At 59.7% G+C, this 25,762-nt stretch carries 23 protein-coding genes; 17 read left to right on the top strand and 6 right to left on the bottom strand.

What is annotated here, in order from left to right; genetic code table 11:
* Positions 1-56: 56 nt before the first annotated feature.
* Positions 57-1,058, bottom strand: a complete 1,002-nt coding sequence (gene gap / locus ACIOWE_RS16660; RefSeq protein WP_401393420.1) for a type I glyceraldehyde-3-phosphate dehydrogenase — start codon at positions 1,056-1,058, stop codon at positions 57-59.
* A 220-nt stretch (positions 1,059-1,278) separates the two neighbouring features.
* Between gap and edd the strand changes: the two genes are divergently transcribed.
* From edd to ACIOWE_RS16605, 11 genes are all read left to right on the top strand, one after another.
* On the top strand, positions 1,279-3,105 hold the full coding sequence (gene edd / locus ACIOWE_RS16655; RefSeq protein WP_401393417.1) for a phosphogluconate dehydratase: 1,827 nt from the start codon (positions 1,279-1,281) through the stop codon (positions 3,103-3,105).
* The gene (locus ACIOWE_RS16650) at positions 3,102-4,052 is read left to right on the top strand and encodes a glucokinase (RefSeq protein ID WP_401393414.1); all 951 of its coding nucleotides are present in this window, start codon (positions 3,102-3,104) and stop codon (positions 4,050-4,052) included. Before edd ends, ACIOWE_RS16650 begins: the two co-directional genes overlap by 4 nt.
* Before the next feature lie 166 nt (positions 4,053-4,218).
* Positions 4,219-4,950: a response regulator gene (locus ACIOWE_RS16645; RefSeq protein ID WP_008082801.1), complete on the top strand. Its 732-nt coding sequence runs from the start codon at positions 4,219-4,221 to the stop codon at positions 4,948-4,950.
* The gene (locus ACIOWE_RS16640) at positions 4,940-6,409 is read left to right on the top strand and encodes an ATP-binding protein (RefSeq protein WP_201238599.1); all 1,470 of its coding nucleotides are present in this window, start codon (positions 4,940-4,942) and stop codon (positions 6,407-6,409) included. Before ACIOWE_RS16645 ends, ACIOWE_RS16640 begins: the two co-directional genes overlap by 11 nt.
* Positions 6,410-6,633: 224 nt before the next feature.
* Positions 6,634-7,893 carry an AGE family epimerase/isomerase gene (locus tag ACIOWE_RS16635; RefSeq protein ID WP_401393411.1) on the top strand — a complete coding sequence of 420 codons (1,260 nt, stop codon included), beginning with the start codon at positions 6,634-6,636 and terminating at the stop codon, positions 7,891-7,893.
* A 119-nt stretch (positions 7,894-8,012) separates the two neighbouring features.
* Complete coding sequence (locus ACIOWE_RS16630) at positions 8,013-9,314, top strand: ABC transporter substrate-binding protein (protein ID WP_201237084.1); 1,302 nt, start codon at positions 8,013-8,015, stop codon at positions 9,312-9,314.
* Between the two features lie 237 nt (positions 9,315-9,551).
* A complete protein-coding gene (locus tag ACIOWE_RS16625; RefSeq protein ID WP_008082808.1) occupies positions 9,552-10,460 on the top strand; it encodes a carbohydrate ABC transporter permease in 909 nt (302 codons plus the stop codon).
* A complete protein-coding gene (locus ACIOWE_RS16620; protein WP_201237085.1) occupies positions 10,453-11,298 on the top strand; it encodes a carbohydrate ABC transporter permease in 846 nt (281 codons plus the stop codon). The genes ACIOWE_RS16625 and ACIOWE_RS16620 overlap by 8 nt, the downstream gene beginning before the upstream one ends.
* A gap of 2 nt (positions 11,299-11,300) precedes the next feature.
* Entirely contained in the window at positions 11,301-12,461 is a 1,161-nt protein-coding gene (locus ACIOWE_RS16615; protein ID WP_401393407.1) for an ABC transporter ATP-binding protein, read from the top strand.
* Between the two features lie 193 nt (positions 12,462-12,654).
* Positions 12,655-14,004: a carbohydrate porin gene (locus ACIOWE_RS16610; protein ID WP_401393404.1), complete on the top strand. Its 1,350-nt coding sequence runs from the start codon at positions 12,655-12,657 to the stop codon at positions 14,002-14,004.
* Positions 14,005-14,290: 286 nt separating this feature from the next.
* Positions 14,291-15,145 carry a D-hexose-6-phosphate mutarotase gene (locus ACIOWE_RS16605; protein ID WP_401393402.1) on the top strand — a complete coding sequence of 285 codons (855 nt, stop codon included), beginning with the start codon at positions 14,291-14,293 and terminating at the stop codon, positions 15,143-15,145.
* Between the two features lie 118 nt (positions 15,146-15,263).
* Here the strand turns inward: ACIOWE_RS16605 and ACIOWE_RS16600 are convergent, their stop codons facing one another.
* Positions 15,264-16,124, bottom strand: coding sequence for a MurR/RpiR family transcriptional regulator (locus ACIOWE_RS16600; RefSeq protein ID WP_171057240.1), 861 nt, complete (start codon positions 16,122-16,124; stop codon positions 15,264-15,266).
* A gap of 226 nt (positions 16,125-16,350) precedes the next feature.
* Between ACIOWE_RS16600 and zwf the strand changes: the two genes are divergently transcribed.
* The 4 genes from zwf to ACIOWE_RS16580 all read left to right on the top strand — a co-directional run bounded on the left by zwf (position 16,351) and on the right by ACIOWE_RS16580 (position 20,099).
* Entirely contained in the window at positions 16,351-17,817 is a 1,467-nt protein-coding gene (gene zwf / locus ACIOWE_RS16595; protein WP_401393399.1) for a glucose-6-phosphate dehydrogenase, read from the top strand.
* Positions 17,804-18,517: a 6-phosphogluconolactonase gene (pgl, locus tag ACIOWE_RS16590; protein ID WP_401393396.1), complete on the top strand. Its 714-nt coding sequence runs from the start codon at positions 17,804-17,806 to the stop codon at positions 18,515-18,517. The genes zwf and pgl overlap by 14 nt, the downstream gene beginning before the upstream one ends.
* 17 nt (positions 18,518-18,534) lie before the next feature.
* Complete coding sequence (locus ACIOWE_RS16585; RefSeq protein WP_401393393.1) at positions 18,535-19,200, top strand: bifunctional 4-hydroxy-2-oxoglutarate aldolase/2-dehydro-3-deoxy-phosphogluconate aldolase; 666 nt, start codon at positions 18,535-18,537, stop codon at positions 19,198-19,200.
* A 173-nt stretch (positions 19,201-19,373) separates the two neighbouring features.
* Positions 19,374-20,099: an intradiol ring-cleavage dioxygenase gene (locus ACIOWE_RS16580; protein ID WP_401393390.1), complete on the top strand. Its 726-nt coding sequence runs from the start codon at positions 19,374-19,376 to the stop codon at positions 20,097-20,099.
* Between the two features lie 6 nt (positions 20,100-20,105).
* Here the strand turns inward: ACIOWE_RS16580 and ACIOWE_RS16575 are convergent, their stop codons facing one another.
* Positions 20,106-21,287, bottom strand: a complete 1,182-nt coding sequence (locus ACIOWE_RS16575) for an aminotransferase class V-fold PLP-dependent enzyme (RefSeq protein WP_401393387.1) — start codon at positions 21,285-21,287, stop codon at positions 20,106-20,108.
* Positions 21,288-21,318: 31 nt separating this feature from the next.
* Positions 21,319-21,555, bottom strand: a complete 237-nt coding sequence (locus ACIOWE_RS16570; protein ID WP_003227425.1) for a DUF3820 family protein — start codon at positions 21,553-21,555, stop codon at positions 21,319-21,321.
* Between the two features lie 206 nt (positions 21,556-21,761).
* Here ACIOWE_RS16570 and ACIOWE_RS16565 point away from each other — a divergent pair, with 206 nt between their 5' ends.
* Positions 21,762-22,229 (top strand): PA2169 family four-helix-bundle protein, encoded by a 468-nt coding sequence (locus ACIOWE_RS16565; protein ID WP_129395188.1) that lies wholly within the window; start codon positions 21,762-21,764, stop codon positions 22,227-22,229.
* A 120-nt stretch (positions 22,230-22,349) separates the two neighbouring features.
* Here the strand turns inward: ACIOWE_RS16565 and ACIOWE_RS16560 are convergent, their stop codons facing one another.
* Together ACIOWE_RS16560 and ACIOWE_RS16555 are read right to left on the bottom strand one after the other, a co-directional pair.
* Entirely contained in the window at positions 22,350-22,820 is a 471-nt protein-coding gene (locus tag ACIOWE_RS16560; RefSeq protein WP_003227420.1) for a MaoC family dehydratase, read from the bottom strand.
* Positions 22,821-22,862: 42 nt separating this feature from the next.
* Positions 22,863-23,807, bottom strand: coding sequence for a lysophospholipase (locus ACIOWE_RS16555; RefSeq protein ID WP_401393384.1), 945 nt, complete (start codon positions 23,805-23,807; stop codon positions 22,863-22,865).
* Positions 23,808-24,032: 225 nt separating this feature from the next.
* Here ACIOWE_RS16555 and fadD2 point away from each other — a divergent pair, with 225 nt between their 5' ends.
* On the top strand, positions 24,033-25,721 hold the full coding sequence (gene fadD2 / locus ACIOWE_RS16550; protein WP_201237093.1) for a long-chain-fatty-acid--CoA ligase FadD2: 1,689 nt from the start codon (positions 24,033-24,035) through the stop codon (positions 25,719-25,721).
* Positions 25,722-25,762: the final 41 nt, after the last annotated feature.

Genomic DNA, 25,762 nt, shown 5'->3' with positions numbered 1-25,762 from the left:
GATGTGCCGACCTCATCGCTGGCAAGCCAGCTCCCACAGGAATCAGGGGCGGGGGATTATTCGGCGTTGCACAGCGCCAGGCAGTTATCCAGCATGCGATTCGAGAAGCCCCACTCGTTGTCGTACCAGGCCAGTACCTTCAGCAGTTTGCCGCTGGCTTTGGTGTGGTTGGCGTCGAAGATCGACGACAGCGGGTTGTGGTTGAAGTCGCTGGAAACCAGCGGCAACGTGTTGTAACCCAGAATTTTCGAATGCTGACTGGCCGCTTTCAACAGAGCGTTCACTTCTTCGGCAGTAGCTTCTTTCTTCAGTTGAACGGTCAGGTCCACCAGCGACACGTTGATCACCGGCACCCGCACGGCCATGCCGGTCAGTTTGCCCGCCAGTTCCGGCAGCACCAGGCCTACCGCTTCAGCGGCGCCGGTCTTGCTCGGGATCATGTTCTGTGTGGCCGAACGCGCGCGGTACGGGTCAGTGTGGTAGACGTCCGTCAGGTTCTGGTCGTTGGTGTAAGCATGAATGGTGGTCATCAAACCGCTTTCGATCCCCAGCTCACGGTGCAGCACCTGCGCCACTGGCGCCAGGCAGTTGGTGGTGCACGAGGCGTTGGAGATGATCTGGTGCGACTGGCGCAGAATGTCGTGGTTGACACCATAAACAACAGTGGCATCGGCGCCTTTGGCCGGGGCCGAGATGATCACTTTGCGTGCGCCGGCAGTAATATGCGCAGCGGCTTTGGCACGGTCGGTGAACAGACCGGTGCATTCGAATACCACATCAATCTTTTCCGCAGCCCACGGCAGTTCGGCCGGGTTGCGAATGGCGCTGACCGCAATGCGGTCGCCGTTGACGGTCAGGCTCTCGTTGTCGTGCGCCACTTCGGCGTCGAACGTGCCATGAACAGTGTCGTATTTGAGCAGGTGCGCGTTGATCGAGCTGTCGCCCAGATCGTTGATGGCGACGATCTGCAAATCCTGACGATAGCCTTGGGTATACAGTGCGCGTAGGACATTACGGCCGATGCGGCCAAAACCATTGATTGCGATTCGAAGAGTCATGGAACAGCGCCGCCGTCGTTTTGTTGTTGGAATTACAAGATTATTCGCATAAAAATAGAAAACAAGCCTTTTTAGTGGCAATATTTTGTTTTATCTACAACGAGTGACCTGAATCAACTGGTCCGAATGGTCAAAAAAACCGTCTGTCATTCCAACAACAGCGGTGTTTGATCAGCATAGACAATCAGGTCGCCACATCCGTTAGCCTGGAGTTCTACACATGCATCCCCGCGTTCTTGAGGTCACCGAACGGCTTATCGCCCGCAGCCGCGCCACGCGTCAGGCTTACCTTGCACTGATTCGCGGCGCCGCGACCGACGGGCCGATGCGCGGCAAGCTGCAATGCGCCAACTTCGCCCACGGCGTGGCCGGGTGCGGCAGCGAAGACAAGCACAGCCTGCGGATGATGAATTCGGCGAACATCGCCATTGTTTCTTCGTATAACGACATGCTCTCGGCGCACCAGCCGTACGAAGTCTTTCCTGAACAAATCAAAAACGCCCTGCGCGAAATCGGTTCGGTCGGCCAGTTCGCCGGTGGCACTCCGGCGATGTGCGATGGCGTGACTCAAGGCGAGCCGGGCATGGAGCTGAGCCTGCCGAGCCGCGAAGTGATTGCCATGTCCACCGCCGTGGCGTTGTCGCACAACATGTTCGACGGCGCGCTGATGCTCGGCATCTGCGACAAGATCGTCCCGGGCCTGATGATGGGCTCGCTGCGCTTCGGTCATCTGCCGACGATCTTTGTCCCGGGCGGGCCGATGGTCTCGGGCATTTCCAACAAGGAAAAAGCCGACGTGCGGCAGAAATACGCCGAAGGCAAAGCGACCCGCGAAGAGTTGCTGGAATCGGAGATGAAGTCCTATCACAGTCCGGGCACCTGCACCTTCTACGGCACCGCCAACACTAACCAGTTGCTGATGGAAGTCATGGGCCTGCACTTGCCGGGCGCCTCTTTCGTCAACCCGAACACGCCGCTGCGTGAGGCGCTGACCCGCGAAGCCGCGCATCAAGTGACGCGCCTGACCAAGCAGAACGGCAACTTCATGCCGATCGGCGAAATCGTCGACGAGAAATCGCTGGTCAACTCCATCGTGGCACTGCACGCCACTGGCGGTTCGACCAACCACACCCTGCACATGCCGGCCATCGCCATGGCCGCGGGCATTCAACTGACCTGGCAGGACATGGCCGACCTCTCCGAAGTCGTGCCGACTCTGAGCCACGTCTACCCGAACGGCAAAGCCGACATCAACCACTTCCAGGCGGCGGGCGGCATGTCGTTCCTGATCCGCGAACTGCTGGAAGCAGGCTTGCTGCACGAAGACGTCAACACCGTGCTCGGCCACGGCCTGAGCCAGTACACCAAAGAGCCGTTCCTCGATAACGGCCAGCTGGTCTGGCGCGAAGGCCCGACCGACAGCCTCGACGAAAACATCCTGCGCCCGGTTGCGCGGGCGTTCTCGGCGGAGGGCGGTTTGCGCGTGATGGAGGGAAACCTCGGTCGCGGTGTGATGAAGGTGTCGGCCGTGGCGCTGGAAAACCAGATCGTCGAAGCACCAGCGATGGTGTTCCAGGATCAGCAGGATCTGGCCGATGCGTTCAAGGCCGGTCTGCTGGAAAAAGATTTTGTCGCGGTGATGCGCTTCCAGGGCCCGCGCTCCAACGGCATGCCCGAGCTGCACAAGATGACGCCGTTCCTCGGCGTGCTACAGGATCGCGGCTTCAAAGTCGCGCTGGTGACTGACGGACGCATGTCCGGCGCCTCGGGGAAAATCCCGGCGGCGATCCACGTCAGCCCGGAAGCTTATGTCGGTGGCGCTTTGGCGCGCGTGCAAGAGGGCGATATCATCCGCGTCGATGGCGTCAAAGGCACTTTGGAACTCAAGGTCGACGCCGACGAATTTGCAGCACGCGAACCCGCCAAAGGCCTGTTGGGCAACAACATCGGCAGCGGTCGCGAACTGTTTGGTTTCATGCGTTTGGCTTTCAGCTCGGCGGAGCAGGGCGCCAGCGCCTTCACTTCTGCCCTGGAGACGCTTAATTGAAACTGGCTTTGGTCGGTGACATCGGAGGCACCAACGCGCGGTTTGCGTTGTGGAAAAACCAGCAACTGGAATCGGTTCAGGTGCTGGCCACGGCCGACCATGCCAGCCCGGAAGAGGCGATCAGCCTCTACCTGAGCGGGCTCGGTCTGGCGTCGGGTTCAATCGGCTCGGTATGCCTGTCGGTGGCAGGCCCCGTCAGCGGCGATGAATTCAAGTTCACCAACAACCATTGGCGGTTGAGTCGCACAGCGTTTTGCAAAACCTTGCAGGTCGAGCAACTGCTGCTGGTCAACGACTTCTCGGCGATGGCGCTGGGCATGACCCGTTTGCAGCCGGGCGAATTTCGCGTGGTCTGCGAGGGCACGCCGGAGCCGTTGCGCCCGGCGGTGGTGATTGGCCCGGGCACTGGCCTTGGCGTCGGCACTCTGCTCGATCTCGGCGAGGGCCGTTTCGCCGCGTTGCCGGGCGAGGGCGGTCACGTTGATCTGCCGCTGAGCAGCCCGCGTGAAACGCAATTGTGGCAGCACATCCACAACGAAATCGGCCATGTCAGCGCCGAAACCGCGTTGAGCGGCGGCGGCTTGCCTCGGGTCTACCGGGCGATCTGTGCGGTGGATGGTCACGAACCCAAGCTTGATACACCGGAAGCCATCACGGCTGCGGGCCTTGCGGGCGATCCGATTGCGCTGGAAGTGCTCGAACAGTTCTGTTGCTGGCTGGGGCGTGTGGCCGGCAACAACGTGCTGACCACGGGCGGGCGCGGCGGGGTTTATATCGTCGGGGGCGTGATTCCACGCTTTGCCGATTTCTTCGTCGAAAGCGGTTTTGCCCGCAGCTTTGCTGACAAGGGCTGCATGAGTGATTACTTCAAAGGCATTCCGGTATGGCTGGTGACGGCGCCGTATTCCGGGCTTGTCGGCGCCGGTGTGGCCCTCGAACAGGCTTGATACCGAGTCGCCTTCATCGCTGGCAAGCCAGCTCCCACAGGTTTTGTGAACGACACAGATCCTTGTGGGAGCTGGCTTGCCAGCGATGAGGCCAGAACAGGCAACAAATTTCCAAGGTTCATCAGGCATAATCCGCCCCAATTCCAACAACAAGGATGCCTTCGAAGTGAGCTCAGTCAACAAGTCGATATTGTTGGTCGATGACGACCAGGAAATACGCGAGTTGCTGGAAACCTACCTGACCCGTGCCGGGTTTCAGGTACGTGCCACGGCCGATGGCGCCAGTTTCCGCCAGGCACTCAACGAGGCGCCGAGCGATCTGGTGATCCTCGATGTCATGCTGCCCGACGAAGACGGCTTCAGCCTGTGCCGCTGGGTGCGCCAGCATCCGCGTCAGGCGCAAGTGCCGATCATCATGCTCACCGCCAGTTCCGACGAGGCCGACCGGGTCATCGGGCTGGAACTCGGTGCCGACGATTATCTCGGCAAACCCTTCAGCCCCCGCGAACTGCAAGCCCGCATCAAGGCCTTGCTGCGACGCGCGCAATTTGGGCAGGAGCGCAACGGCAGTGAAGTGCTGGCCTTCGATGAGTGGCGGCTGGATATGGTCAGTCATCGGCTGTTCCACACTGACGGCGAGGAAGTGATTTTGTCCGGCGCCGACTTCGCGCTGCTGAAACTGTTCCTCGATCACCCGCAGGAAATCCTCGACCGCGACACCATTGGCAACGCCACCCGTGGCCGTGATCTGATGCCGCTCGATCGCATCGTCGATATGGCTGTCAGCCGTTTGCGCCAGCGCCTGCGCGACACGGAAAAACCGCCACGGCTGATCCGTACCGTGCGCGGCAGTGGCTACCAACTGGCAGCCAACGTGGTTGCCGGCAATGGTCACTGAGTCGCTGCGCAAACTCGCGGCCAAGGTGCCGGTGCCGCGTTCGCTGCTCGGGCGGATGCTCCTGCTGACCTTGCTCGCGGTGTTGTTCGCACAGACGTTATCCAGCGTGATCTGGGTCTCGCAACTGCGCGCCACTCAGCTCGAAGGCCTGGTCACCAGCGCCCGCAGCCTCGCCCATTCGATGACCGCCAGCGTCAGCTATTTCCGCTCGCTGCCGGTGGCGTATCGGCCGTTGGTGCTCGACCAGTTGCGCAGCATGGGCGGCACCCGGTTCGTGGTGACGCTCAACGACAAACCGTTGGGCATGGACGTGCTGCCGGTCACGCCGCGCAAGGCCGCGGTGATGAAGGCCGTGGACGAAGTGCTGCGCCAGACCCTCGGCAATGACACCGATATTTCGGTGACATTTGTCAGTCCCGAGGACCTGCGGATTTTCAACGCCGGGCTGAAGCTTGATGAACTGCCGCGCTCCTGGGCGCATTACGCGCTGACGCTGGAACCGGTAAACCCGCCCGTGCTGGTCACGCAAATCCAGATGGCGCCGGGCGAATGGCTGTACATCGCTTCCTTGCTGCCCGAGCCCTACACCAGCCTTGAAGAACAAGGCCTGCCGTCACAGCAGGTGTGGTTTATCGTTCTCACCAGCGGTTTCCTGCTGTTGTTCATCGGTCTGTTGGTGCACTGGCAGAGCCGGCCGCTCAAGCGTCTCGCGCGGGCTGCACGGGACATGTCGCTGGGCGCTGACGTCGAGCCGGTGGCCGAGGGCGGCGGCAGCGAAGTGGTTGAAGTGGGCCGGGCCTTCAACACCATGCGCGAACGCATCAGCCGTTACCTGACCGAACGCAGCCAGTTATTCAGCGCGATCTCCCATGACCTGCGCACACCGATCACCCGTTTGCGCTTGCGCGTCGAACTGCTGGAAGACGAAACGCTGCAAGCCAAGTTCGGCCGCGATCTGGATGAGCTGGAGCTGCTGGTCAAAGGCGCGTTGCAGTGCGTGAAAGACACCGATATCCACGAGAACATCGAACCGGTGGATCTGAACCATGTGCTCGATTGCCTGGTGGAGCCGTATCTGGCGCCTAATGGCAATGGCCGCGTGACTCAGGATGGTCGGGCGCTGGCGGCCTATTCGGGCAAGCCTTTGGCGCTGAAACGTTGCATTGGCAACCTGATCGATAACGCGCTGAAGTATGGGCAAAATGCTCACTTGCATATCGATGACGATGAGAGCGCGTTTGTCCTGCACGTCGACGATGAAGGGCCGGGGGTGCCGGAGCAGCGGCTGGAGCAGGTATTCGAGCCGCACTTCAGATTGGCGGGGCAGCAGCAGGGGTATGGCCTCGGTTTGGGAATTGCGCGCAACATTGCCCATAGCCATGGTGGTGAGGTGACGTTGCAGAATTTGCGTGAGGGTGGCTTGCGCGTGACCCTGCAACTGCCGCGTAGTGCTGATTGACACCCATCATTGTGGCGAGGGAGCTTGCTCCCGCTGGACTGCGCAGCAGGCCTTATTTTTGGGTGCCGCTTCGCGCCACAGCGGGAGCAAGCTCCCTCGCCACAGATTTCACTCTAGATCCATGAATGTCACGGATCGGTGACAAAACCCGCCCCCTTCGTTACAAGCCCGCCCCGGCCCGTTGTTTAGACTCCCCGCAGTCATAACAACAAAAAAGGCCACCCATGGATCTCTTCCAACCCGGCTTCAGCAGTTGGCTGAACGCCCCTGCCCACCAGCAATGGCTCGCCGCCGAAGGCCTGCGCCTGCTGGATTTCGCCAAGGCGTCAAAATTGCCCGAAGGTTTCGGCAACCTCGACGAACGCGGCCGTCTGCCCGCGAACGCGCAAGCCGAAACCATGAACACCGCACGCATGACCCACAGTTTCGCCATGGCCCATATTCAAGGCCTGCCGGGCTTCGCTGAACTGGTCGATCACGGCATTGCCGCCCTGCGCGGGCCGTTGCGTGATGCGTTACACGGTGGCTGGTTCGCGGTCGCCGAACACCGCGACGACAACACCGGCAAGAACGCCTATCTACATGCCTTCGTCGCGCTGGCGGCAAGTTCTGCGGTGGTCGCCCAGCGTCCCGGTGCCCAAGCGTTGCTGGATGATGCGATCGACATCATCGACACGTATTTCTGGAGCGAAGAAGAGGGCGCCATGCGCGAATTCTTCAACCGTGACTGGAGTGAAGAGGAAGCCTATCGCGGCGCCAACAGCAACATGCACGCCACCGAAGCGTTCCTCGCCCTCGCCGATGTCACTGAAGATCCACGCTGGCTGGTGCGCGCGCAACGCATTGTCGAGCGAGTGATTCACGGTCACGCCGCCGCCAATGGCTATATGGTCATCGAACACTTCGACCGCGACTGGCAGCCGCTGCGCGAATACAACCACGACAACCCCGCTGACGGCTTCCGTCCTTACGGCACCACGCCGGGTCACGGTTTCGAGTGGGCGCGGCTGTTGCTGCACCTCGAAGCTGCACGGGTGCAGGCGGGAATGCTGACGCCGGGCTGGCTCGCCACCGATGCGCAAAAACTCTTTGAGCAAAACTCCCGTCACGGCTGGGACGTCGATGGTTTGTCGGGCATCGTCTACACCCTCGACTGGGACAACAAAGCCGTGGTTCGCCATCGGCTGCATTGGACCCATGCCGAAGCCAGTGCCGCCGCCAGCGCCTTGCTCAAACGCACGGGTGATGCGCAATACGAAACCTGGTACCGGCTGTTCTGGGAATTCTGCGAGGTGAATTTCATCGACCGTTGCGACGGCAGTTGGCACCACGAACTCAATCCGCAAAACCTTCCGAGTGCCGATATCTGGCCGGGCAAACCCGATCTTTATCACGCCTGGCAAGCGGTGCTGATCCCTCGTCTACCCTTGTCACCGAGCATGGCCAGTGCCCTGGCGCAGTTGTCTCAAGGCGCTCCTGTGTAACCATACGGTGACATTCCCGCGTCCCTTCGTTACCTGCGAGGGGAATAGCCCTGTTTAAACTCCTGTGCAGCGCAAGCACCAGACTTGCAATGCATAACAACAAGAAAGGTACATCTCAGATGAATGCGATTTCTCGCCTCGCTACTGTCATTTCTGTCGCCTCCCTGTTCCCGCTCGCAATTCTGCCTCTCAGTGTGTCCGCTGCCGAATCCAAAGGTTCGGTGGAAGTCGTGCACTGGTGGACGTCCGGTGGCGAAAAAGCTGCCGTTGATGTGCTCAAGGCCCAAGTCGAGAAAGACGGCTTCACCTGGAAGGACGGCGCCGTTGCCGGCGGTGGCGGTGCGACTGCCATGACCGTACTGAAAAGCCGCGCCGTGGCCGGTAACCCGCCTGGCGTTGCCCAGATCAAAGGCCCGGACATTCAGGAATGGGCGTCGACCGGTCTGCTCGACACCGACGTTCTGAAAGACGTTGCCAAAGAAGAGAAGTGGGACAGCCTGCTCGACAAGAAAGTCTCCGATACCGTGAAGTACGACGGTGATTACGTGGCCGTGCCGGTGAACATTCACCGTGTGAACTGGCTGTGGATCAACCCGGAAGTCTTCAAGAAAGCCGGCATCACCAAGAACCCGACCACCCTCGAAGAATTCTACGCCGCTGGCGACAAGCTGAAGGCGGCGGGCTTCATTCCGCTGGCCCACGGCGGTCAGCCTTGGCAGGACAGCACCGTGTTCGAAGCCGTGGTGCTCTCGGTTATGGGTGTCGATGGCTACAAGAAAGCCCTGGTTGATCTGGACAACGGCGCACTGACCGGTCCGGACATGGTCAAGGCCCTGACCGAGCTGAAGAAAGTCGCGACCTACATGGACGCTGACGGCAAAGGCCAGGACTGGAACCTGGAAGCCGCCAAAGTCATCAACGGCAAGGCCGGCATGCAGATCATGGGTGACTGGGCCAAGTCCGAATGGACCGCCGCCAAGAAAGTCGCCGGCAAGGACTACGAGTGCGTAGCCTTCCCTGGCACCGACAAGGCGTTCACCTACAACATCGACTCGCTGGCTGTGTTCAAGCAGAAAGACGCTGGTACTGCGGCCGGTCAGAAGGACATCGCCAAAGTCGTATTGGGTGAAAACTTCCAGAAAGTCTTCAGCATCAACAAAGGCTCGATCCCGGTTCGCAACGACATGTTGAACAACATGGAGAAACTCGGTTTCGACTCCTGCGCACAAACCGCGGCCAAGGACTTCCTGGCGGACGCCAAGTCCGGTGGTCTGCAGCCGAGCATGGCGCACAACATGGCGACCACGCTGGCTGTGCAGGGCGCGTTCTTTGATGTCGTGACCAACTACATCAACGACCCGAAAGCCGACCCGGCCGACACCGCCAAGAAACTTGGTGCAGCGATCAAGTCGGCTAAATAAGCATCGGTAGCACAGGCCCCTCCTGTAGGAGCGAGCCTTTGTGGTGAGGGGATTTATCCCCGATGGGTTGCGAAGCGACCCCGGAAAGTTGCAGCGGCGCAGTATCAGACATGCCGCATGCAATGGTTTTGCGACTGCTTCGCAGCCGATCGGGGATAAATCCCCTCGCCACAGGGCTCACTCCTACAAGGGGACGAGTTGCCCAAGTAGTCCTTTTCTCTCGTAGTGGATTTCCCCATGAGTTCTGTTGCTGTATTCAGCAAGGCCTCGCCGTTCGATGCATTGCAGCGCTGGCTACCCAAACTGGTGCTGGCGCCGAGCATGTTCATCGTGCTGGTGGGCTTCTATGGCTACATCCTGTGGACGTTCGTGCTGTCGTTCACCACCTCGACGTTTCTGCCCAACTACAAGTGGGCCGGTCTGGCGCAATATGCACGGTTGTTCGACAACGACCGCTGGTGGGTTGCGAGCAAAAACCTCGCGGTGTTCGGTGGCATGTTCATCGGCATCACGCTGGTGATCGGCGTGCTGCTGGCGGTGTTCCTCGACCAGCGCATCCGTCGCGAAGGCTTCATCCGCACCATTTACCTGTACCCGATGGCGCTCTCGATGATCGTCACTGGTACCGCGTGGAAATGGCTGCTCAACCCGGGCATGGGCCTGGACAAATTGTTGCGTGACTGGGGTTGGGAAGGCTTCCGTCTCGACTGGCTGATCGATCCTGATCGCGTGGTCTATTGCCTGGTGATTGCCGCTGTGTGGCAAGCCTCGGGTTTCATCATGGCGATGTTCCTCGCCGGCCTGCGTGGCGTCGATCAATCGATCATTCGTGCCGCGCAGATCGATGGCGCAAGCATGCCGATGATCTACTGGAAAGTGGTGCTGCCAAGCCTGCGTCCGGTGTTCTTCAGTGCGGTAATGATTCTGGCGCACATCGCGATCAAGAGCTTCGACCTGGTCGCGGCGATGACCGCCGGTGGTCCGGGTTATTCCTCCGACCTGCCAGCGATGTTCATGTATTCCTTCACCTTCAGTCGCGGCCAGATGGGCATGGGCTCGGCCAGTGCGATTCTGATGCTCGGCGCGATCCTCGCGATCATCGTGCCTTACCTGTATTCCGAGCTGAGGACCAAGCGCAATGACTAGTCTCGCTGCCAAACCTGCTATCAGCCTGAGTCGCATCGCGATCTATGCGGTGCTGATCCTCGCCGTTTTGCTTTATCTGGTGCCGCTGGTGGTCATGTTGCTGACCAGCTTCAAGACCCCGGAAGACATCAGCACCGGCAACCTGCTGAGCTGGCCGACCGTGGTCAGCGGCATTGGTTGGGTCAAGGCCTGGGCCACCGTTGATGGCTATTTCTGGAACTCGATCAAGATCACTGTTCCGGCTGTAATCATCTCCACTGCCATCGGTGCGTTGAACGGCTATGTGCTGTCGTTCTGGCGTTTCCGTGGTTCGCAGTTGTTCTTCGGTCTATTGTTGTTCGGCTGCTTCCTGCCGTTCCAGACCGTGCTGCTGCCGGCCTCGTTCACCCTCGGCAAAATGGGCCTGGCGAGCACCACCACCGGGCTGGTGTTTGTCCACGTGGTTTACGGTCTGGCGTTCACCACGCTGTTCTTTCGTAACTACTACGTGAGCATTCCCGATGCGCTGGTGAAAGCCGCACGCCTCGATGGCGCGGGGTTCTTCACGATCTTCCGCCGGATCATCCTGCCGATGTCGACGCCGATCATCATGGTCTGCCTGATCTGGCAGTTCACCCAGATCTGGAACGACTTCCTCTTCGGTGTGGTGTTCTCCAGCGGCGATTCGCAACCGATCACCGTGGCGCTGAACAACCTGGTCAACACCAGCACCGGCGCCAAGGAATACAACGTGGACATGGCAGCGGCGATGATCGCCGGTCTGCCGACCCTGCTGGTCTATGTGGTCGCAGGCAAGTATTTCGTGCGCGGGCTGACGGCCGGCGCAGTCAAGGGGTAATCATGGCTACGCTCGAACTTCGCAACGTCAACAAGACCTACGGTGCCGGCCTGCCGGACACCCTGAAGAACATTGAACTGTCGATCAAGGAAGGCGAATTCCTGATCCTCGTCGGCCCATCAGGCTGCGGCAAGTCGACTTTGATGAACTGCATCGCCGGTCTGGAAACCATCACCGGCGGCGCGATCATGATCGGCGACCAGGACGTCAGCGGCATGAGTCCGAAGGATCGCGACATCGCCATGGTGTTCCAGTCCTACGCGCTGTACCCGACCATGAGCGTGCGCGAGAACATCGAATTCGGTCTGAAGATCCGCAAGATGCCACAGGCTGCGATCGACGAAGAAGTCGCCCGCGTGGCCAAGCTGCTGCAGATCGAACACCTGCTCAACCGCAAGCCGGGGCAGCTCTCCGGTGGTCAGCAACAGCGTGTGGCGATGGGCCGTGCACTGGCGCGGCGGCCGAAGATTTATCTGTTCGACGAACCGCTGTCCAACCTCGACGCCAAGCTGCGCGTCGAGATGCGCACCGAAATGAAACTGATGCACCAACGCCTGAAGACCACCACGGTCTACGTGACCCACGACCAGATCGAAGCGATGACGCTGGGCGACAAGGTTGCGGTGATGAAGGACGGCATCATTCAGCAGTTCGGCACGCCGAAAGAGATCTACAACGACCCGGCCAACCTGTTCGTCGCGAGCTTCATCGGCTCGCCGCCAATGAACTTCATTCCGCTGCGTCTGCAACGCAAGGACGGTCGTCTGCTGGCACTGCTCGACAGTGGTCAGGCGCGTTGCGAATTGCCGATGGGCATGCAGGACGCCGGTCTGGAAGATCGCGAAGTGATCCTCGGCCTGCGCCCGGAGCAGATTGTTCTGGCGAACGGCGAGGGCAACGGCCTGCCGAGCATCAAGGCTGAAGTGCAAGTCACTGAGCCGACCGGTCCGGACACGCTGGTATTCGTCAATCTGAATGACACCAAAGTCTGCTGCCGACTGGCGCCGGACGTGGCGCCGCAGGTGGGCGAGAGCCTGACGCTGCAATTCGATCCGTCGAAAGTGTTGTTGTTCGATGCCAAGACTGGCGAGCGTTTGGGCGTTGCGGCCCAACCACAGACCGATGCGCGGTCTGCGAACGTGGCGCAATTCAAAGGCCGCTGAAAAACAAATGTGGGAGCGAGCCTGCTCGCGAAAGCGGTCTGACATCCAGCATTGATGTCGCCTGATACACCGCATTCGCGAGCAGGCTCGCTCCCACAAAGGAGCACGCGGTGAATGGTTTGTCATTCGTCGCACTTTATGTAAACCGCGTTAGATAAAAACAGTTAATAACAATAAAGACGAGGATGTAGGGATGAAAAAGAAACACGTCAATGCCCGGTTGATCTGCCAAGTGTCAGCTGCGGCGGCATTGGTGCTGGCCGGTAACGCGATGGCCGCGGATGCCTTCAGCTCCGATTCCAAATGGATGACCGGCGACTGGGGTGGTGAGCGGACCAAGCTGATCGAGCAGGGTATCGACATCAAGGCCGACTACGTTGGGGAAGTCGGTGGCAACCTGCACGGTGGCTACAACGACGACAAGACTGCGCGTTACGCCGACCAGTTCGGTCTGGGCGTGGCACTCGATCTGCAAAAGCTGTGGGGCTGGGACAACACTCAGGCCAAGATCCAGCTGACCAACCGTAACGGTTACAACATCTCCAACGATCGCGTCGGTGATCCGCGTGCCGGCACCTTGAGTTCGTCTCAAGAAGTCTACGGCCGTGGCCATATGGTGCGTCTGACCCAGTTGTGGATTCAGCACCAGTTCTTCGACAACAAGCTCGACGTCAAGGCGGGTTACTTCGGTGAAGGCGAAGACTTCAACACCTTCCCGTGCGACTTCCAGAACCTGGCGTTCTGCGGTTCGCAAGTGGGTAACTGGGCGACCAACATCTGGTACAACTGGCCAGTCAGCCAGGCCGCGATCCGCGTCAAGTACAACATCAACGACGAGCTCTACGCGCAGATCGGTGCGTACAACCAGAACCCGTCGCAGCTGGAACACGGCAACGGCTTCAAGCTCAGCGGCAGCGGCACCGCCGGTACTGTTCTGCCAGTCGAATTGGTCTGGTCGCCGAAGGTCAACAGCCTGCCGGGCGAATACCGCGTCGGTTACTACAAGAGCACTGCTGATGCTGCCGACGTCCGTGAAGACGTCAACGGTCTCGACGCAGCGACCACTCGCGACGCCTACAAGACCCACAGCAGCAAACACGGCTACTGGTTCGTCGCGCAACAGCAACTCACCAGTCACAACGGTGATGCAACTCGCGGTCTGAACATCGCCGCCAACGCCACGTTCCACGACAAAGACACCAACTTCATCGACAACTACCAGTCGGTGATGTTCGTCTACAAAGGCCCGTTCGATGCGCGTCCGAAGGATGACATCGGCATTGGCGCGGCGCGTATCCACGTCAACGATGACGTGAAGAAAAACGCCGAGTTGCTGAACGCTTCCAACGGTGTTTCGGACTACGACAATCCGGTGTTCTCGCCGATTCGTGAAACCGAATACAACTACGAGCTCAACTACGGCATCCACGTTACCAACTGGCTGACCGTGCGTCCTAACCTGCAATACATCACGCACCCGGGCGGTGTGGATGCGGTGGACAACGCTTTGGTCGCTGGCCTGAAAATTCAGTCTACGTTCTAACGCGTCTGCGATAAGCTCCTCTCTATGTGCGCATATTTGCGGACAGCCCAGGCTGTCCGCTTTTTTTTGTGACACAGGTCGATGCAATCAAAGGTAATGCCTCTGTGGCGAGGGAGCTTGCTCCCGCTCGGCTGCGCAGCAGTCGTAAGAGCTGCTGATGAGGTTTAACTGACACACCGTAGTGAATGATTCAGGGGCCGCTTCGCAGCCCAGCGGGAGCAAGCTCCCTCGCCACAAGAACAATGTGGATTGTTGAGTACCCCCATGATTTTCAGGACCGTGGCAAATGCATGAGCATCCGCTACAACGCTTCTTCAAATCACTGCGCGAACAACCTGTGTTCGCCTGGGAGCGCTATCAGATGCGCGACGTGCTGGTGATCGATCATCCGCTGTGTCAGGCGGTGTTCAGTCGTCAGGGCGCGCAGTTGCTGCACTTTCAGCCGCGAGGGCAAAAGCCGTGGTTGTGGTGTGCGGCGAAGTGGCCGCACGTTGGTGCCATTCGTGGCGGCGTGCCGGTGTGCTGGCCTTGGTATGGTCGTCATCCGAGCGAAAACGCCTGGCCATCCCACGGCTGGGCGCGCCTGCTCGACTGGAAACTGCTCGACAGCAGCAGCGCCGAAGATGGCGTGCGCCTGCACTGGCAATTGCAGCTATGTGATTGGCAGGTCGACCTGCACGCGCACTTGGGTGAACGCATGGAACTACGCCTGAGTACCGAGCATCAGGACGACATGCCGTGCCAGATGAGCCAGGCTTTGCACGCTTACTGGCGTATTGGCGATGTGAGTGAGATAGCGCTGTCTGGGCTTGAAGGCGCGCAGGGTTACGACCAGTTGAACCGTGAGGTTTGCCAGCAGGAAGGCGAGTTGCGCGTCGATGGTGGTTGTCAGCGGGTGTTTCAGCACGACGGTGAATTACAGCTCAAGGATCATGCCTGGCAGCGCGAGTTGTGCATCGATACCGGGGACAGTGCCGACACCGTGGTCTGGCATCCGGGCTCACGGCCATTGTTGGGCGTGACCTGGGATGAGATCTCGGAGTTTGTCTGTGTGGAAGCGGCGGCGGGGGGCACGGACAGCTTGCACCTGGCGCCGGGGGAGAAGGCGCATTTGAGCTTGCAGGCGTGGGCCGCGGCTTAGTTGTGTGGTGTCGCTGCTGGCCCTATCGCGAGCAGGCTCACTCCTACATTTGAAATGCGTTCCCCTGTAGGAGTGAGCCTGCTCGCGAAGGCGGTTGATCAGTCGCCGAGATCCTGGATCAGTTGAACTCGTCCCCCACCGGATACCGGCTCGCATTCAAGCTCTCTTTGATCTTGCGCAGATGCGGCTGGAAATCCACCCCGCGACGCAACGTCATCCCCGTCGCCAGCACATCCAGCACCGTCAACTGAATGATCCGTGAAGTCATCGGCATATAGATGTCGGTGTCTTCCGGCAGCGGGATGTTCAGGCTCAGCGTACTGGCTTTGGCCAGCGGCGAGTTTTCGGCGGTCAGACCCAGTACCGAAGCACCGTTCTCCCGAGCAATACGCGCCACTTCGACCAGCTCGCGGGTGCGCCCGGTGTAGGAAATGATCACGAATAACTCGCCGGTGTGCGCCACCGAAGCGATCATCCGCTGCATCAGCACATCGGCATGCGCCGTCACCGCCAGGTTGAAGCGGAAGAACTTGTGCTGTGCGTCCAGCGCCACCGGTGCTGAAGCGCCGAGGCCGAAGAAGTGGATCTGTCGCGCCTGAATCAACAGGTCGACGGCGCGGCTGATCAGGTTCGGATCGAGTGCCTGGCAAGCGCTGTCCAGCGACGCAATGGCGCTGCCGAAAATCTTCTGCGTGTAAGCCTCGGGATTGTCATCGGCTTCCACCGCGCGGCTGACGTAGGCGGCGCCGCTGGCCAGGCTCTGGGCCAATTGCAGTTTCAGTTCCGGGTAGCCGCTGACACCGAACGAACGGCAGAAGCGATTGACCGTCGGTTCGCTTACCGACGCCGCCTGGGCGAGGGCGGCGATGCTGAAGCGGGTGGCCTGCTGCGGGTTGAGCAGGATCACCTCGGCGACTTTGCGTTCGGCCTTGTTCAGGTCTTCAAGGCGACTCTGGATCTGTTCCAGTAAATTTCGCACGCGGTCCATATGGAATTCCTAATTCACCTGCGCAAAGGTGCGCCGGGCTATGCAAATTGGGCCTTTGATATGGCCCGTAACGGTGGCCTATCCTACTGATGGCTCCGACCGACCACCACTCGGAATCTGTATTTTGCGAAAATGTTGTGGTTATTACTACATTTTCCCTTGAGTGATGCCTTGAAAAAAGGTATTTGTAGCTTAACTTGATAAAAGAACAAACATCATGCCTTCGATTACGGTTGAACCGTGCACCTTTGCCTTGTTCGGCGCTCTTGGCGATCTGGCCCTGCGCAAGCTGTTTCCTGCCCTTTATCACCTCGATGGCGCCGACCTGTTGCACGAGGACACACGCGTCATTGCGTTGGCCCGTGAACCCGGCACCGAGCAGCAGCACATGGCGTTCATCGCCGCCGAACTGCGCCGCTACGTCGGCAAGGAACTGGACGAAGCCGTCGCCGAGCGTTTTCTCGCACGCCTGACCTACCTGCACGTCGACTTCCTCAAGGCTGAAGATTACGTCGCGCTGGCCGAACTGGCCGGCAGCACGCAACGTATGATTGCCTACTTCGCCACCCCGGCCGCAGTGTACGGCGCGATCTGCGAAAACCTGGCGAAAGTCGGTCTGGCAGAAAACACCCGCGTCGTCCTCGAGAAGCCGATCGGTTCCGATCTCGAATCCTCGCGCAAGGTCAACGACGCCGTGGCGCAGTTCTTCCCGGAGAACCGCACCTACCGCATCGACCACTACCTGGGCAAAGAAACCGTTCAAAACCTGATCGCCCTGCGTTTCGCCAACAGCCTGTTCGAAACCCAGTGGAACCAGAATTACATCTCCCACGTGGAAATTACCGTGGCCGAGAAGGTCGGCATCGAAGGCCGTTGGGGTTACTTCGACAAGGCCGGCCAACTGCGCGACATGATCCAGAATCACCTGTTGCAGTTGCTCTGCCTGATCGCCATGGACCCGCCGGCTGATCTGTCCGCCGACAGCATCCGTGACGAAAAGGTAAAAGTGCTCAAGGCGCTGGCACCGATCAGTCCGGAAGGCCTGACCACTCAGGTGGTGCGCGGCCAGTACATCGCCGGCCACAGCGAAGGCAAATCCGTACCGGGTTACCTCGAAGAACCGAATTCCAACACCCAGAGCGACACCGAAACTTTCGTCGCCCTGCGTGCCGACATCCGTAACTGGCGCTGGGCCGGAGTGCCGTTTTACTTGCGTACCGGCAAGCGCATGCCGCAAAAGCTGTCGCAGATCGTCATCCACTTCAAAGAACCGTCGCACTACATCTTCGCCCCTGAGCAGCGCTTGCAGATCAGCAACAAACTGATCATTCGCCTGCAGCCGGACGAAGGGATTTCGCTGCGCGTGATGACCAAAGAGCAGGGCCTGGACAAAGGCATGCAACTGCGCAGCGGCCCGCTGCAACTGAATTTCTCCGACACCTGGCGTAGCGCGCGGATCCCCGATGCCTACGAGCGGTTGTTGCTGGAAGTGATGAACGGCAATCAGAACCTGTTTGTCCGTAAAGATGAAATCGAAGCCGCGTGGAAGTGGTGTGACCAGCTGATCGCCGGATGGAAAAAATCCGGTGACGCGCCCAAGCCGTACGCGGCCGGGTCGTGGGGGCCGATGAGTTCCATTGCATTGATCACGCGGGACGGGAGGTCGTGGTATGGCGATATCTGATGTGAAACTGCCCGCGGGCGTGAATGCCAACGAGTTCAAGAGCCCGGTGCTGTTGGCCGAAGGTCTGGCGTTGAACGTTGCCAAGCAACTGAGCGAAGCCATTGCGGCACGCGGCAACGCGGTGCTGGTGGTGTCCGGCGGTCGTAGCCCGGTGGCGTTTTTCCAGCACCTGGCCAAGCAGGATCTGGACTGGTCAAAGGTCGTCGTGACCCTCGCCGACGAGCGCTGGGTACCGGTCGAGCACGCCGACAGCAATGCCGGTCTGCTCAAGCAGTATCTGCTTAAAGGCCCGGCAGCCAAGGCGCAGTTTCTCAGCCTCTACAGCGCTGCGGCGAATGTCGAGCAGGCAGCGGAGAACGCCGATCGCTTGCTCGCCGAGTTGCCGCCGATTGACGTACTGGTGCTGGGCATGGGCGATGACGGGCATACCGCGTCGCTGTTCCCCGACAGCCCGAACCTGACTGAAGCGCTGCAAGCCGACGGCACGCGCCGTTGCTGGCCGATGCTCGCACCGAGCGTGCCGCGTCAGCGCCTGACCATGAGCCGTGCGCTGCTGGCGTCGGCGAAGCACAAGATTCTATCGATTTCCGGTCAGTCGAAACTGACCACCCTGAATGCCGCGCTGGCATCCGATGATGTCGCCGCCATGCCGGTTCGCGCGTTTCTGCAACCCACGTTAGAGATTTACTGGTGCCCATGAGCCAAGGAACAGCCGCTATGACAACCCCATCCCCGACCGTTTCCATGGCGGACAAAGTTGCCCTGATCGACAGCCTCTGCGCCGGGGCGCGGATCCTGCCGGTGATCACCATCGCCCGTGAACAGGACGTGCTGCCATTGGCCGACGCCCTGGCCGCCGGTGGTCTGACCGCGCTGGAAGTGACCCTGCGTTCGCAGTTCGGCCTCAAGGCCATCCAGATCCTGCGCGAACAGCGTCCGGAGCTGATGACCGGTGCGGGCACCGTGCTCGACCGCAACATGCTCGCGGCTGCCGAAGCCGCCGGCTCGCAATTCATCGTCACCCCGGGCATCACCCGTGACTTGCTCGAAGCCAGTGTCGACAGCCCGATTCCGCTGTTGCCAGGCATCAGCAACGCCTCCGGCATCATGGAAGGCTATGGTCTGGGCTATCGTCGTTTCAAACTGTTCCCGGCTGAAGTCAGCGGTGGCGTGGCAGCGATCAAGGCCCTTGGCGGCCCGTTCGGTGAAGTGAAATTCTGCCCGACCGGCGGCGTCGGCCCGGCCAACATCAAGAGCTACATGGCGCTGAAAAACGTCATGTGCGTGGGCGGTAGCTGGATGCTCGATCCTGAGTGGATCAAGAACGGCGACTGGGCCCGCATTCAGGAATGCACCGCCGAAGCATTGGCGCTGCTGGACTGATAGCAACCTTACACTTCGTTGTGTGTTCTACGGCTTTACGGTGCGCTTGGTCGGTGCACCGTTTTTTTTTGCCCCGAAAACAGTGGCGAATACATCCCGCGATACATAGTTACCGCACAAGCGGTTTTTTCCGGCGCTAATCTGCGTGCTTCTTATGGAAGAGAGCACGTGTCATGGATCGAGACTTCTCCGCCTCATCGCCACAACCGGTTTATCAACTGGCCCCCGAGCAAATCGCCGGGCCCTATTTCCGCAATCCCAAACTCTTGCGTCGCAACATCAGCGAAGGCGCCGAAGGCTTGCCGCTGATCCTGCGCCTGACCATTGTCGATGCGATGACCGGCGAACCGGTCAACGGTGCTCTGGTGGACATCTGGCACTGCAACGCACGAGGCGCCTACTCGGGCTGGAGTCGGGTCAACCCGGACGCGGAAGTCGATGTCGAGGCCATTGGCTCGATCCCGCGCACGGACGATGACACTTACCTGCGTGGCAGCCAGTTCTGCGATCACAAGGGGCGAGCGCGGTTTACCACCATCTACCCCGGCTTCTACGCCGGCCGCGCGCTGCACATCCATGTCGCGGTGCGCATCGTGGCCGGCAACGAATACCTGGAAGAACGCAACGTCGCCTGGGTCGGCCAATTGTTCTTCCCCGAGGTGGTTTCGCGTTCGGTACTCAACGCGAAAGCCTATCGCGGGCGCGCTTCATCGCCGCTGCAAAACATCGAGGACAGCCTCTATGCCGGCCAGAACGGTGAAGCACCAATCCTGACGGTCTGGCCGGTCGGCCGTGACTCGCACGAGGACGGTTACTTCGGCCACCTGACCATCGGCATCGACACCTTTGCGGCGTCGTCGCAGATCAAGCCCGAGGACTTCGACAAATACACCGTATAAACCGGCTTAGCGCAGCTCGTTCAGCGCACGGGTCAACAATTGCATCTCGGCCGCGGTGGTAGTCAGTCCCGGGGTGATACGGATACACGGCCCGCACGCGGCACCGGTGCGCACCACGGTGAACAGGTTATGGTCTTTCAGCAGCCGCTCGGCCATTACCTGTTGATCGTCGTGGCGAGTGAAGCGCATCGCGGTGATGCCGCAGTACAGACGCGGATCATCCGGAGTCAGCACCTCGATGCCCGGCAAATGCCGCACGGCGCTGACCCACAGATTGCGTAGGTAATTGAGTCGCGCACCTTTGGCCGCCGCCCCACCCAGTGAGCGGTGTTCCTCGAACACCAGCGGCAGGCTCATCAGCGCCGGGATGTTGGGAGTGCTGTAGGACGTGCGAGCGCGGATGTCATTAATCGGGTAGTGCATCTCGCCCATGTCCGGATCGATGTGGGCGAGGCGTTGCGGGGCGATATACAGAAAGCCCAGGGTCAGCGGTGCGCCGATCCATTTGTGCAGGTTATAGCCGGCGAACGCGATGCCCATGGCTTCGAGATCGAATTCGAACTGACCGAGGGCGTGCGCGCCGTCGAGGATGATATCGACGCCATGTTCCTTGGCCATTGCCGCAATCGCCTGCACCGGCATCACCAGGCCGGTGCGGTGGGTGACATGGGTCAGCGCCATCAGCTTGAGTTGCGGATGTCGGATGAAGGTCTCGCGATAGGTCTCCAGCAGGCTTTCGAAACTGGCTGGATGCGCATGAGCGATCTCGATCACTTCCACACCGCGATGCCGTGCCAGCCAGCGCATGGCGCCTTTGACCGTGTCGTATTCGAGGTCGCTGATCAGCACCTGATCGCCCGGTTGCAGGCGGTTGTAGTTACGGATCAACGATTGCAGGCCTTCCGTGGCATTGCGGGTGAAGGCAACGCTTTGCGCACGCACTCCAATCAACTCGGCCAGTTGCGCGCGGATGTCGAGGTTGTCGTGCTGCTCGAAGCGCTGGCGCACATACACCGAGTTGCTGTTGTTGATCAGCTCGATGTTGCGTTGGTACTCCTCGATCACCGTGCGCGACATGCGCCCGAAGTAACCGTTTTCCAGATTGACGGGGCCGGGGTGAGCGTCATAACGATCAGCGAAGGTTTGCCAGAAGGCTTCGTCTCGGGCACGGCGGGTGTTATCGGGCATGATCGGCATGACTCAAATAGAGGAGGGCGCTTCAGTGGCGCGGGGCGGGTTTGCCGTGTTTGGCGCGCAGCGGTTCGAGCAAGTCCGAGAGGCCGTTGTGGTCGATTTCCTGCATCAAGGCCAACAAGCCACCGAGTTCGCCGTGGGGAAAACCTTCACGGGCGAACCAGTTCAGGTACGGCCCCGGCAGGTCGGCAATGATCCGGCCCTTGTACTTGCCGAAGGGCATTTCGCGGGTGATCAGCAGTTCGAGTTTTTCGGGATTCATGCAGATTCGTCTGGCTGGTAACAATCAAACTGGAAAATACAGGCATTCTGCATGCAGGCCAAATGACAGATCATGCAAATAACCGCGATACAGATAGTTCACTTAACTTTAAGTGATTGATAAATAACGATTTAAATCTTTCTGGAAAGCTGGCACGCACACTGCAATATCCCTTGCATCTTCCACCGATCGCAAGGAATTGAAAAATGACCGACATGAATAAAGAAGCCATCTCTGTACTCAATGACCTGATTGAAACCAGCAAGGACGGTCAGGAAGGGTTCAAGACTTGCGCTGAAGACATCAAGCACCCTGAACTGAAAACCCTGTTCGTGACTCGCTCTGCCGACTGCGCGACCGCTGCTGCTGAACTGCAAGCAGCCGTGCGCTCGATGGGCGGCGATCCGGAAACTTCTACCAGCGTCAGCGGTGATCTGCACCGTCGTTGGGTCGACGTCAAAGCCATGTTCACCGGCAAAGACGAAGAAGCGGTACTCAACGAAGCCGAGCGCGGTGAAGACCATGCGCTGAAGGCTTATCGTGAAGCCATCGAGAAAATCAACAAGCACAACCTGGTCGGTATTCGTGATCTGGTTGAGCGCCAATACCACGGCGTACAACGCAACCACGATCAGGTGAAAGCCCTGCGTAACCAGGCTCGCGCACGCTCGTAAGCGTCACTGAAAAAACTGTGGGAGCGAGCCTGCTCGCGAATGCGGTGTGTCATGCAACGAGGTTGTTGCTGACACGGCCCTTTCGCGAGCAGGCTCGCTCCCACTTTTTTGCGTAACTGCTTAACCGATGCTGATTGCCGGCAAGGTAGGTAACGTCACGGTCTGCTGCTTGCGCGGCGCGAGAATCTCCGCCTCGCCATCCACCACCAATTCATCCCGCTGGTTGAACACGCGAGTGGCGATGCGTACGCGAAACTTCGGCAGCTTCTCGAGAATTTCCAGGCGCACGGTCAGGGTGTCGCCAATCTTCACCGGCTTCTGAAAGCTCATCTGCTGGCCGATATAGATCGTGCCCGGCCCAGGCAGCTCGCACGCTACCGCTGCACTGATCAGCGCGCCGCTGAACATGCCGTGAGCGATACGTTCCTTGAACATGCTGGCGGCGGCGAACTCGGCGTCCAGGTGCACCGGATTGTGGTCGCCGGACATCGCGGCAAACAGCTGGATATCGCGCTCTTCGACGGTCTTGCTGTAGCTGGCGGTCTGGCCGACTTCGAGGGCTTCGTAAGGGATGTTGGTAACCTGGGTCATCGGTCTCGATTCCTGTGACGGATTAAATGAATCCACAAAAAATTATTCGCTGCGGTGAGGGCGCGGATGGCTCAGGGCCTGGTCGATCCAGGTCAGCACATCGGCGATCACTTCGTCGCGGTTGGTTTCGTTGAACAATTCGTGCCGCGCCTGCGGGTAGATCTGCAGTTGCAGGTTTTGGCTGCCGGCCGTGCGCAAGGCATTGGCCAGATCAGTCAGACGCTTGCCTTCACTCACCGGATCACATTCGCCGCCGATCACCAGCAGCGGCAGGCCCGGGTCGATCTGGGCGAGATTGGACGCTTTGCTGATTTGCTGCAAGCCGCCGAGCAAGTCGATCCATAGCTGATTGGTGCAGCGAAAGCCGCACAACGGGTCGCTGGCGTACTTGTCGACTTCGGCCGGATCGCGGCTGAGCCAGTCGAATGGCGTGCGCGCCGGTTTGAATTTCTTGTTGAACGAGCCGAACGACAACCACTCGATCAACGCACTGCGGCCCTTGCCGCCTTGACGCAGCTTTTCCAGGCGGGCGATCTGCCGCGCGGCGCGATAGAGCGCCACCGGTTGAAAGTTCGAACCGCTGAGAATTGCCCCGTGCAGGCTGGCGCTGTGGTGCAGCAGATAAGCCTGGGCAAGGTAGCTGCCCATGCTGTGCCCGAGCAGGATGATCGGTACACCGGGATGCTGCTGGCCGATGTATTGATTGAGGCTGGCCAGGTCACCCAGCACCTTGCACCAGCCGTCGTCATCGGCGAAATGCCCGAGCGTGCCGTGATCGGCAGTTTTGCCATGTCCACGCAAATCCGGCGCGTAGACGCCATATCCTTTGTCGCAAAACGTGTCGGCGAGCCGTGCGTAACGACCGCTGTGTTCCGCCATGCCATGGGCCAGCAGAACCACCGCTTTCAATGGCGCGGCCGGCAGCCACTGATTGACGAAGAGGCGGCTGCGGTCACTCGCGTCCAGCCATAGGGTGTCGTGGATCATGGCGATTCCTTTGCTCAGAGTCGGATCATTGTATAGCGCGTCTGATCAGCCCACGCCACGGCAGGAAGATTCACACGATCAATGACGGCTTTGCCCTTATTTGCCTGCCTGGCCATAACTGCTAGTGTCCGTGAAGCTCCGCTTTTTGCTTTCTGTTTTCAATGGACGAAAGAGAAATGACAGAAACGCGGCCCCGGATCGGCTCAGGTAAAGAGGACAAGAACAATGCAACCTGATTTCTGGAATGACAAACGCCCGGCCGGCGTACCGCTGGACATCGACATGGGCGAGTTCAAGTCGGTGATCGAGGTGTTTGAGCGTTCCTGCAAGAAGTTCGCGGATCGCCCGGCCTTCAGCAACATGGGCGTGACCCTTACGTACGCCGAACTTGAACGCCAGAGCGCCGCTTTTGCCGGTTACCTGCAAGCACATACCGATCTGGTGCCGGGGGATCGGATCGCGGTGCAGATGCCCAACGTCCTGCATTACCCGATTGCCGTGTTCGGCGCACTGCGCGCCGGGCTGATCGTGGTCAACACCAACCCGCTGTATACCGCGCGGGAGATGCGCCACCAGTTCAAGGATTCCGGGGCGCGGGCGCTGGTGTACCTGAACATGTTCGGCCAGAAAGTCCAGGAAGTGCTGGCCGACACCGACATTCAATACTTGATCGAAGCGAAGATGGGCGACTTGATGCCCACCGCCAAGGGCTGGCTGGTCAACACCGTCGTCAGCAAAGTGAAAAAAATGGTGCCGGCGTATTCGCTGCCCCAGGCGATTTCCTTCAAAAGCGCGCTGCGTCTGGGACGGGGCCTGGGCATCAAGCCGCTGAAGGCCGGTCTCGACGATATTGCCGTGCTGCAATACACCGGCGGCACCACGGGCCTGGCTAAAGGCGCGATGCTGACGCACGGCAATCTGGTGGCGAACATGCAGCAAGTGCGCGCCTGTCTCGCGCAACTGGGGCCGGATGGCCAGCCGCTGTTGCGTGAAGGCCAGGAAGTGATGATCGCGCCGCTGCCGCTTTATCATATCTATGCGTTCACCGCGAATTGCATGTGCATGATGGTGTCCGGCAACCACAACGTGCTGATCACCAACCCACGGGACATCGCTGGGTTCATCAAGGAGCTGAAGAACTGGCGCTTTTCCGCACTGTTGGGATTGAACACGCTGTTTGTCGCACTGATGGATCACGCGGACTTCAAGACCCTGGATTTCTCCAGCCTGAAACTCACCAACTCCGGCGGCACCGCGTTGGTAAAGGCCACCGCCGAGCGCTGGGAACAGCTCACCGGTTGCCGCATCACCGAAGGCTACGGCCTGACCGAAACCTCGCCAGTGGCCTGTACCAATCCGTACGGCGATCAATCGCGTCTGGGCACCGTCGGTTTGCCCGTGCCGGGCACGCTGTTGAAAGTGATCAACGATGATGGCGTCGAGCAACCGCTGGGCGAGCGTGGCGAGTTGTGCATCAAGGGCCCGCAGATCATGAAAGGCTATTGGCAAAAGCCTGAAGCCACGGCCGAAGTGCTGGACGCCGATGGCTGGTTCAAGTCCGGCGATATCGCGGTGATCGATCCCGACGGTTTCGTGCGTATCGTCGATCGCAAGAAGGACATGATCATCGTCTCCGGTTTCAACGTGTACCCCAACGAGATCGAGGACGTGGTGATGGCCCACCCGAAAGTCGCTAATTGTGCTGTGATCGGTGTGCCGGACGAACGCTCGGGGGAGGCGGTGAAGCTGTTTGTGGTGGCGCGGGAGAGTGGAGTCAGCCTTGAAGAGTTGAAGGCTTACTGCAAAGAGAATTTCACCGCGTACAAAGTACCCAAGCACATTGTGTTGCGTGAGTCGTTGCCAATGACGCCTGTAGGAAAGATTCTGCGACGCGAGTTGCGCGACATCGCCTAAAGGTCAAAAGCACAAAGATCGCAGCCTTCGGCAGCTCCTAC

The sequence above is a fragment of the Pseudomonas sp. NPDC087598 genome (assembly GCF_044743525.1).
Lineage (GTDB): Bacteria > Pseudomonadota > Gammaproteobacteria > Pseudomonadales > Pseudomonadaceae > Aquipseudomonas.
The sequence above is the reverse complement of the archived record's forward strand: the minus strand, read 5'-3'. Positions and strand labels throughout refer to the sequence as shown.

Coding starts and splice junctions, on each gene's coding strand:
- ACIOWE_RS16560 (WP_003227420.1), bottom strand. CDS start 22,820: ATGACCCAGGTTACCAACATCCCTTACGAAGCCCTCGAAGTCGGCCAG.
- ACIOWE_RS16640 (WP_201238599.1), top strand. CDS start 4,940: ATGGTCACTGAGTCGCTGCGCAAACTCGCGGCCAAGGTGCCGGTGCCG.
- zwf (WP_401393399.1), top strand. CDS start 16,351: ATGCCTTCGATTACGGTTGAACCGTGCACCTTTGCCTTGTTCGGCGCT.
- ACIOWE_RS16570 (WP_003227425.1), bottom strand. CDS start 21,555: ATGAATCCCGAAAAACTCGAACTGCTGATCACCCGCGAAATGCCCTTC.
- ACIOWE_RS16635 (WP_401393411.1), top strand. CDS start 6,634: ATGGATCTCTTCCAACCCGGCTTCAGCAGTTGGCTGAACGCCCCTGCC.
- gap (WP_401393420.1), bottom strand. CDS start 1,058: ATGACTCTTCGAATCGCAATCAATGGTTTTGGCCGCATCGGCCGTAAT.
- ACIOWE_RS16585 (WP_401393393.1), top strand. CDS start 18,535: ATGACAACCCCATCCCCGACCGTTTCCATGGCGGACAAAGTTGCCCTG.
- ACIOWE_RS16620 (WP_201237085.1), top strand. CDS start 10,453: ATGACTAGTCTCGCTGCCAAACCTGCTATCAGCCTGAGTCGCATCGCG.
- ACIOWE_RS16610 (WP_401393404.1), top strand. CDS start 12,655: ATGAAAAAGAAACACGTCAATGCCCGGTTGATCTGCCAAGTGTCAGCT.
- edd (WP_401393417.1), top strand. CDS start 1,279: ATGCATCCCCGCGTTCTTGAGGTCACCGAACGGCTTATCGCCCGCAGC.
- fadD2 (WP_201237093.1), top strand. CDS start 24,033: ATGCAACCTGATTTCTGGAATGACAAACGCCCGGCCGGCGTACCGCTG.
- ACIOWE_RS16565 (WP_129395188.1), top strand. CDS start 21,762: ATGACCGACATGAATAAAGAAGCCATCTCTGTACTCAATGACCTGATT.
- ACIOWE_RS16580 (WP_401393390.1), top strand. CDS start 19,374: ATGGATCGAGACTTCTCCGCCTCATCGCCACAACCGGTTTATCAACTG.
- pgl (WP_401393396.1), top strand. CDS start 17,804: ATGGCGATATCTGATGTGAAACTGCCCGCGGGCGTGAATGCCAACGAG.
- ACIOWE_RS16575 (WP_401393387.1), bottom strand. CDS start 21,287: ATGCCCGATAACACCCGCCGTGCCCGAGACGAAGCCTTCTGGCAAACC.
- ACIOWE_RS16630 (WP_201237084.1), top strand. CDS start 8,013: ATGAATGCGATTTCTCGCCTCGCTACTGTCATTTCTGTCGCCTCCCTG.
- ACIOWE_RS16625 (WP_008082808.1), top strand. CDS start 9,552: ATGAGTTCTGTTGCTGTATTCAGCAAGGCCTCGCCGTTCGATGCATTG.
- ACIOWE_RS16605 (WP_401393402.1), top strand. CDS start 14,291: ATGCATGAGCATCCGCTACAACGCTTCTTCAAATCACTGCGCGAACAA.
- ACIOWE_RS16615 (WP_401393407.1), top strand. CDS start 11,301: ATGGCTACGCTCGAACTTCGCAACGTCAACAAGACCTACGGTGCCGGC.
- ACIOWE_RS16555 (WP_401393384.1), bottom strand. CDS start 23,807: ATGATCCACGACACCCTATGGCTGGACGCGAGTGACCGCAGCCGCCTC.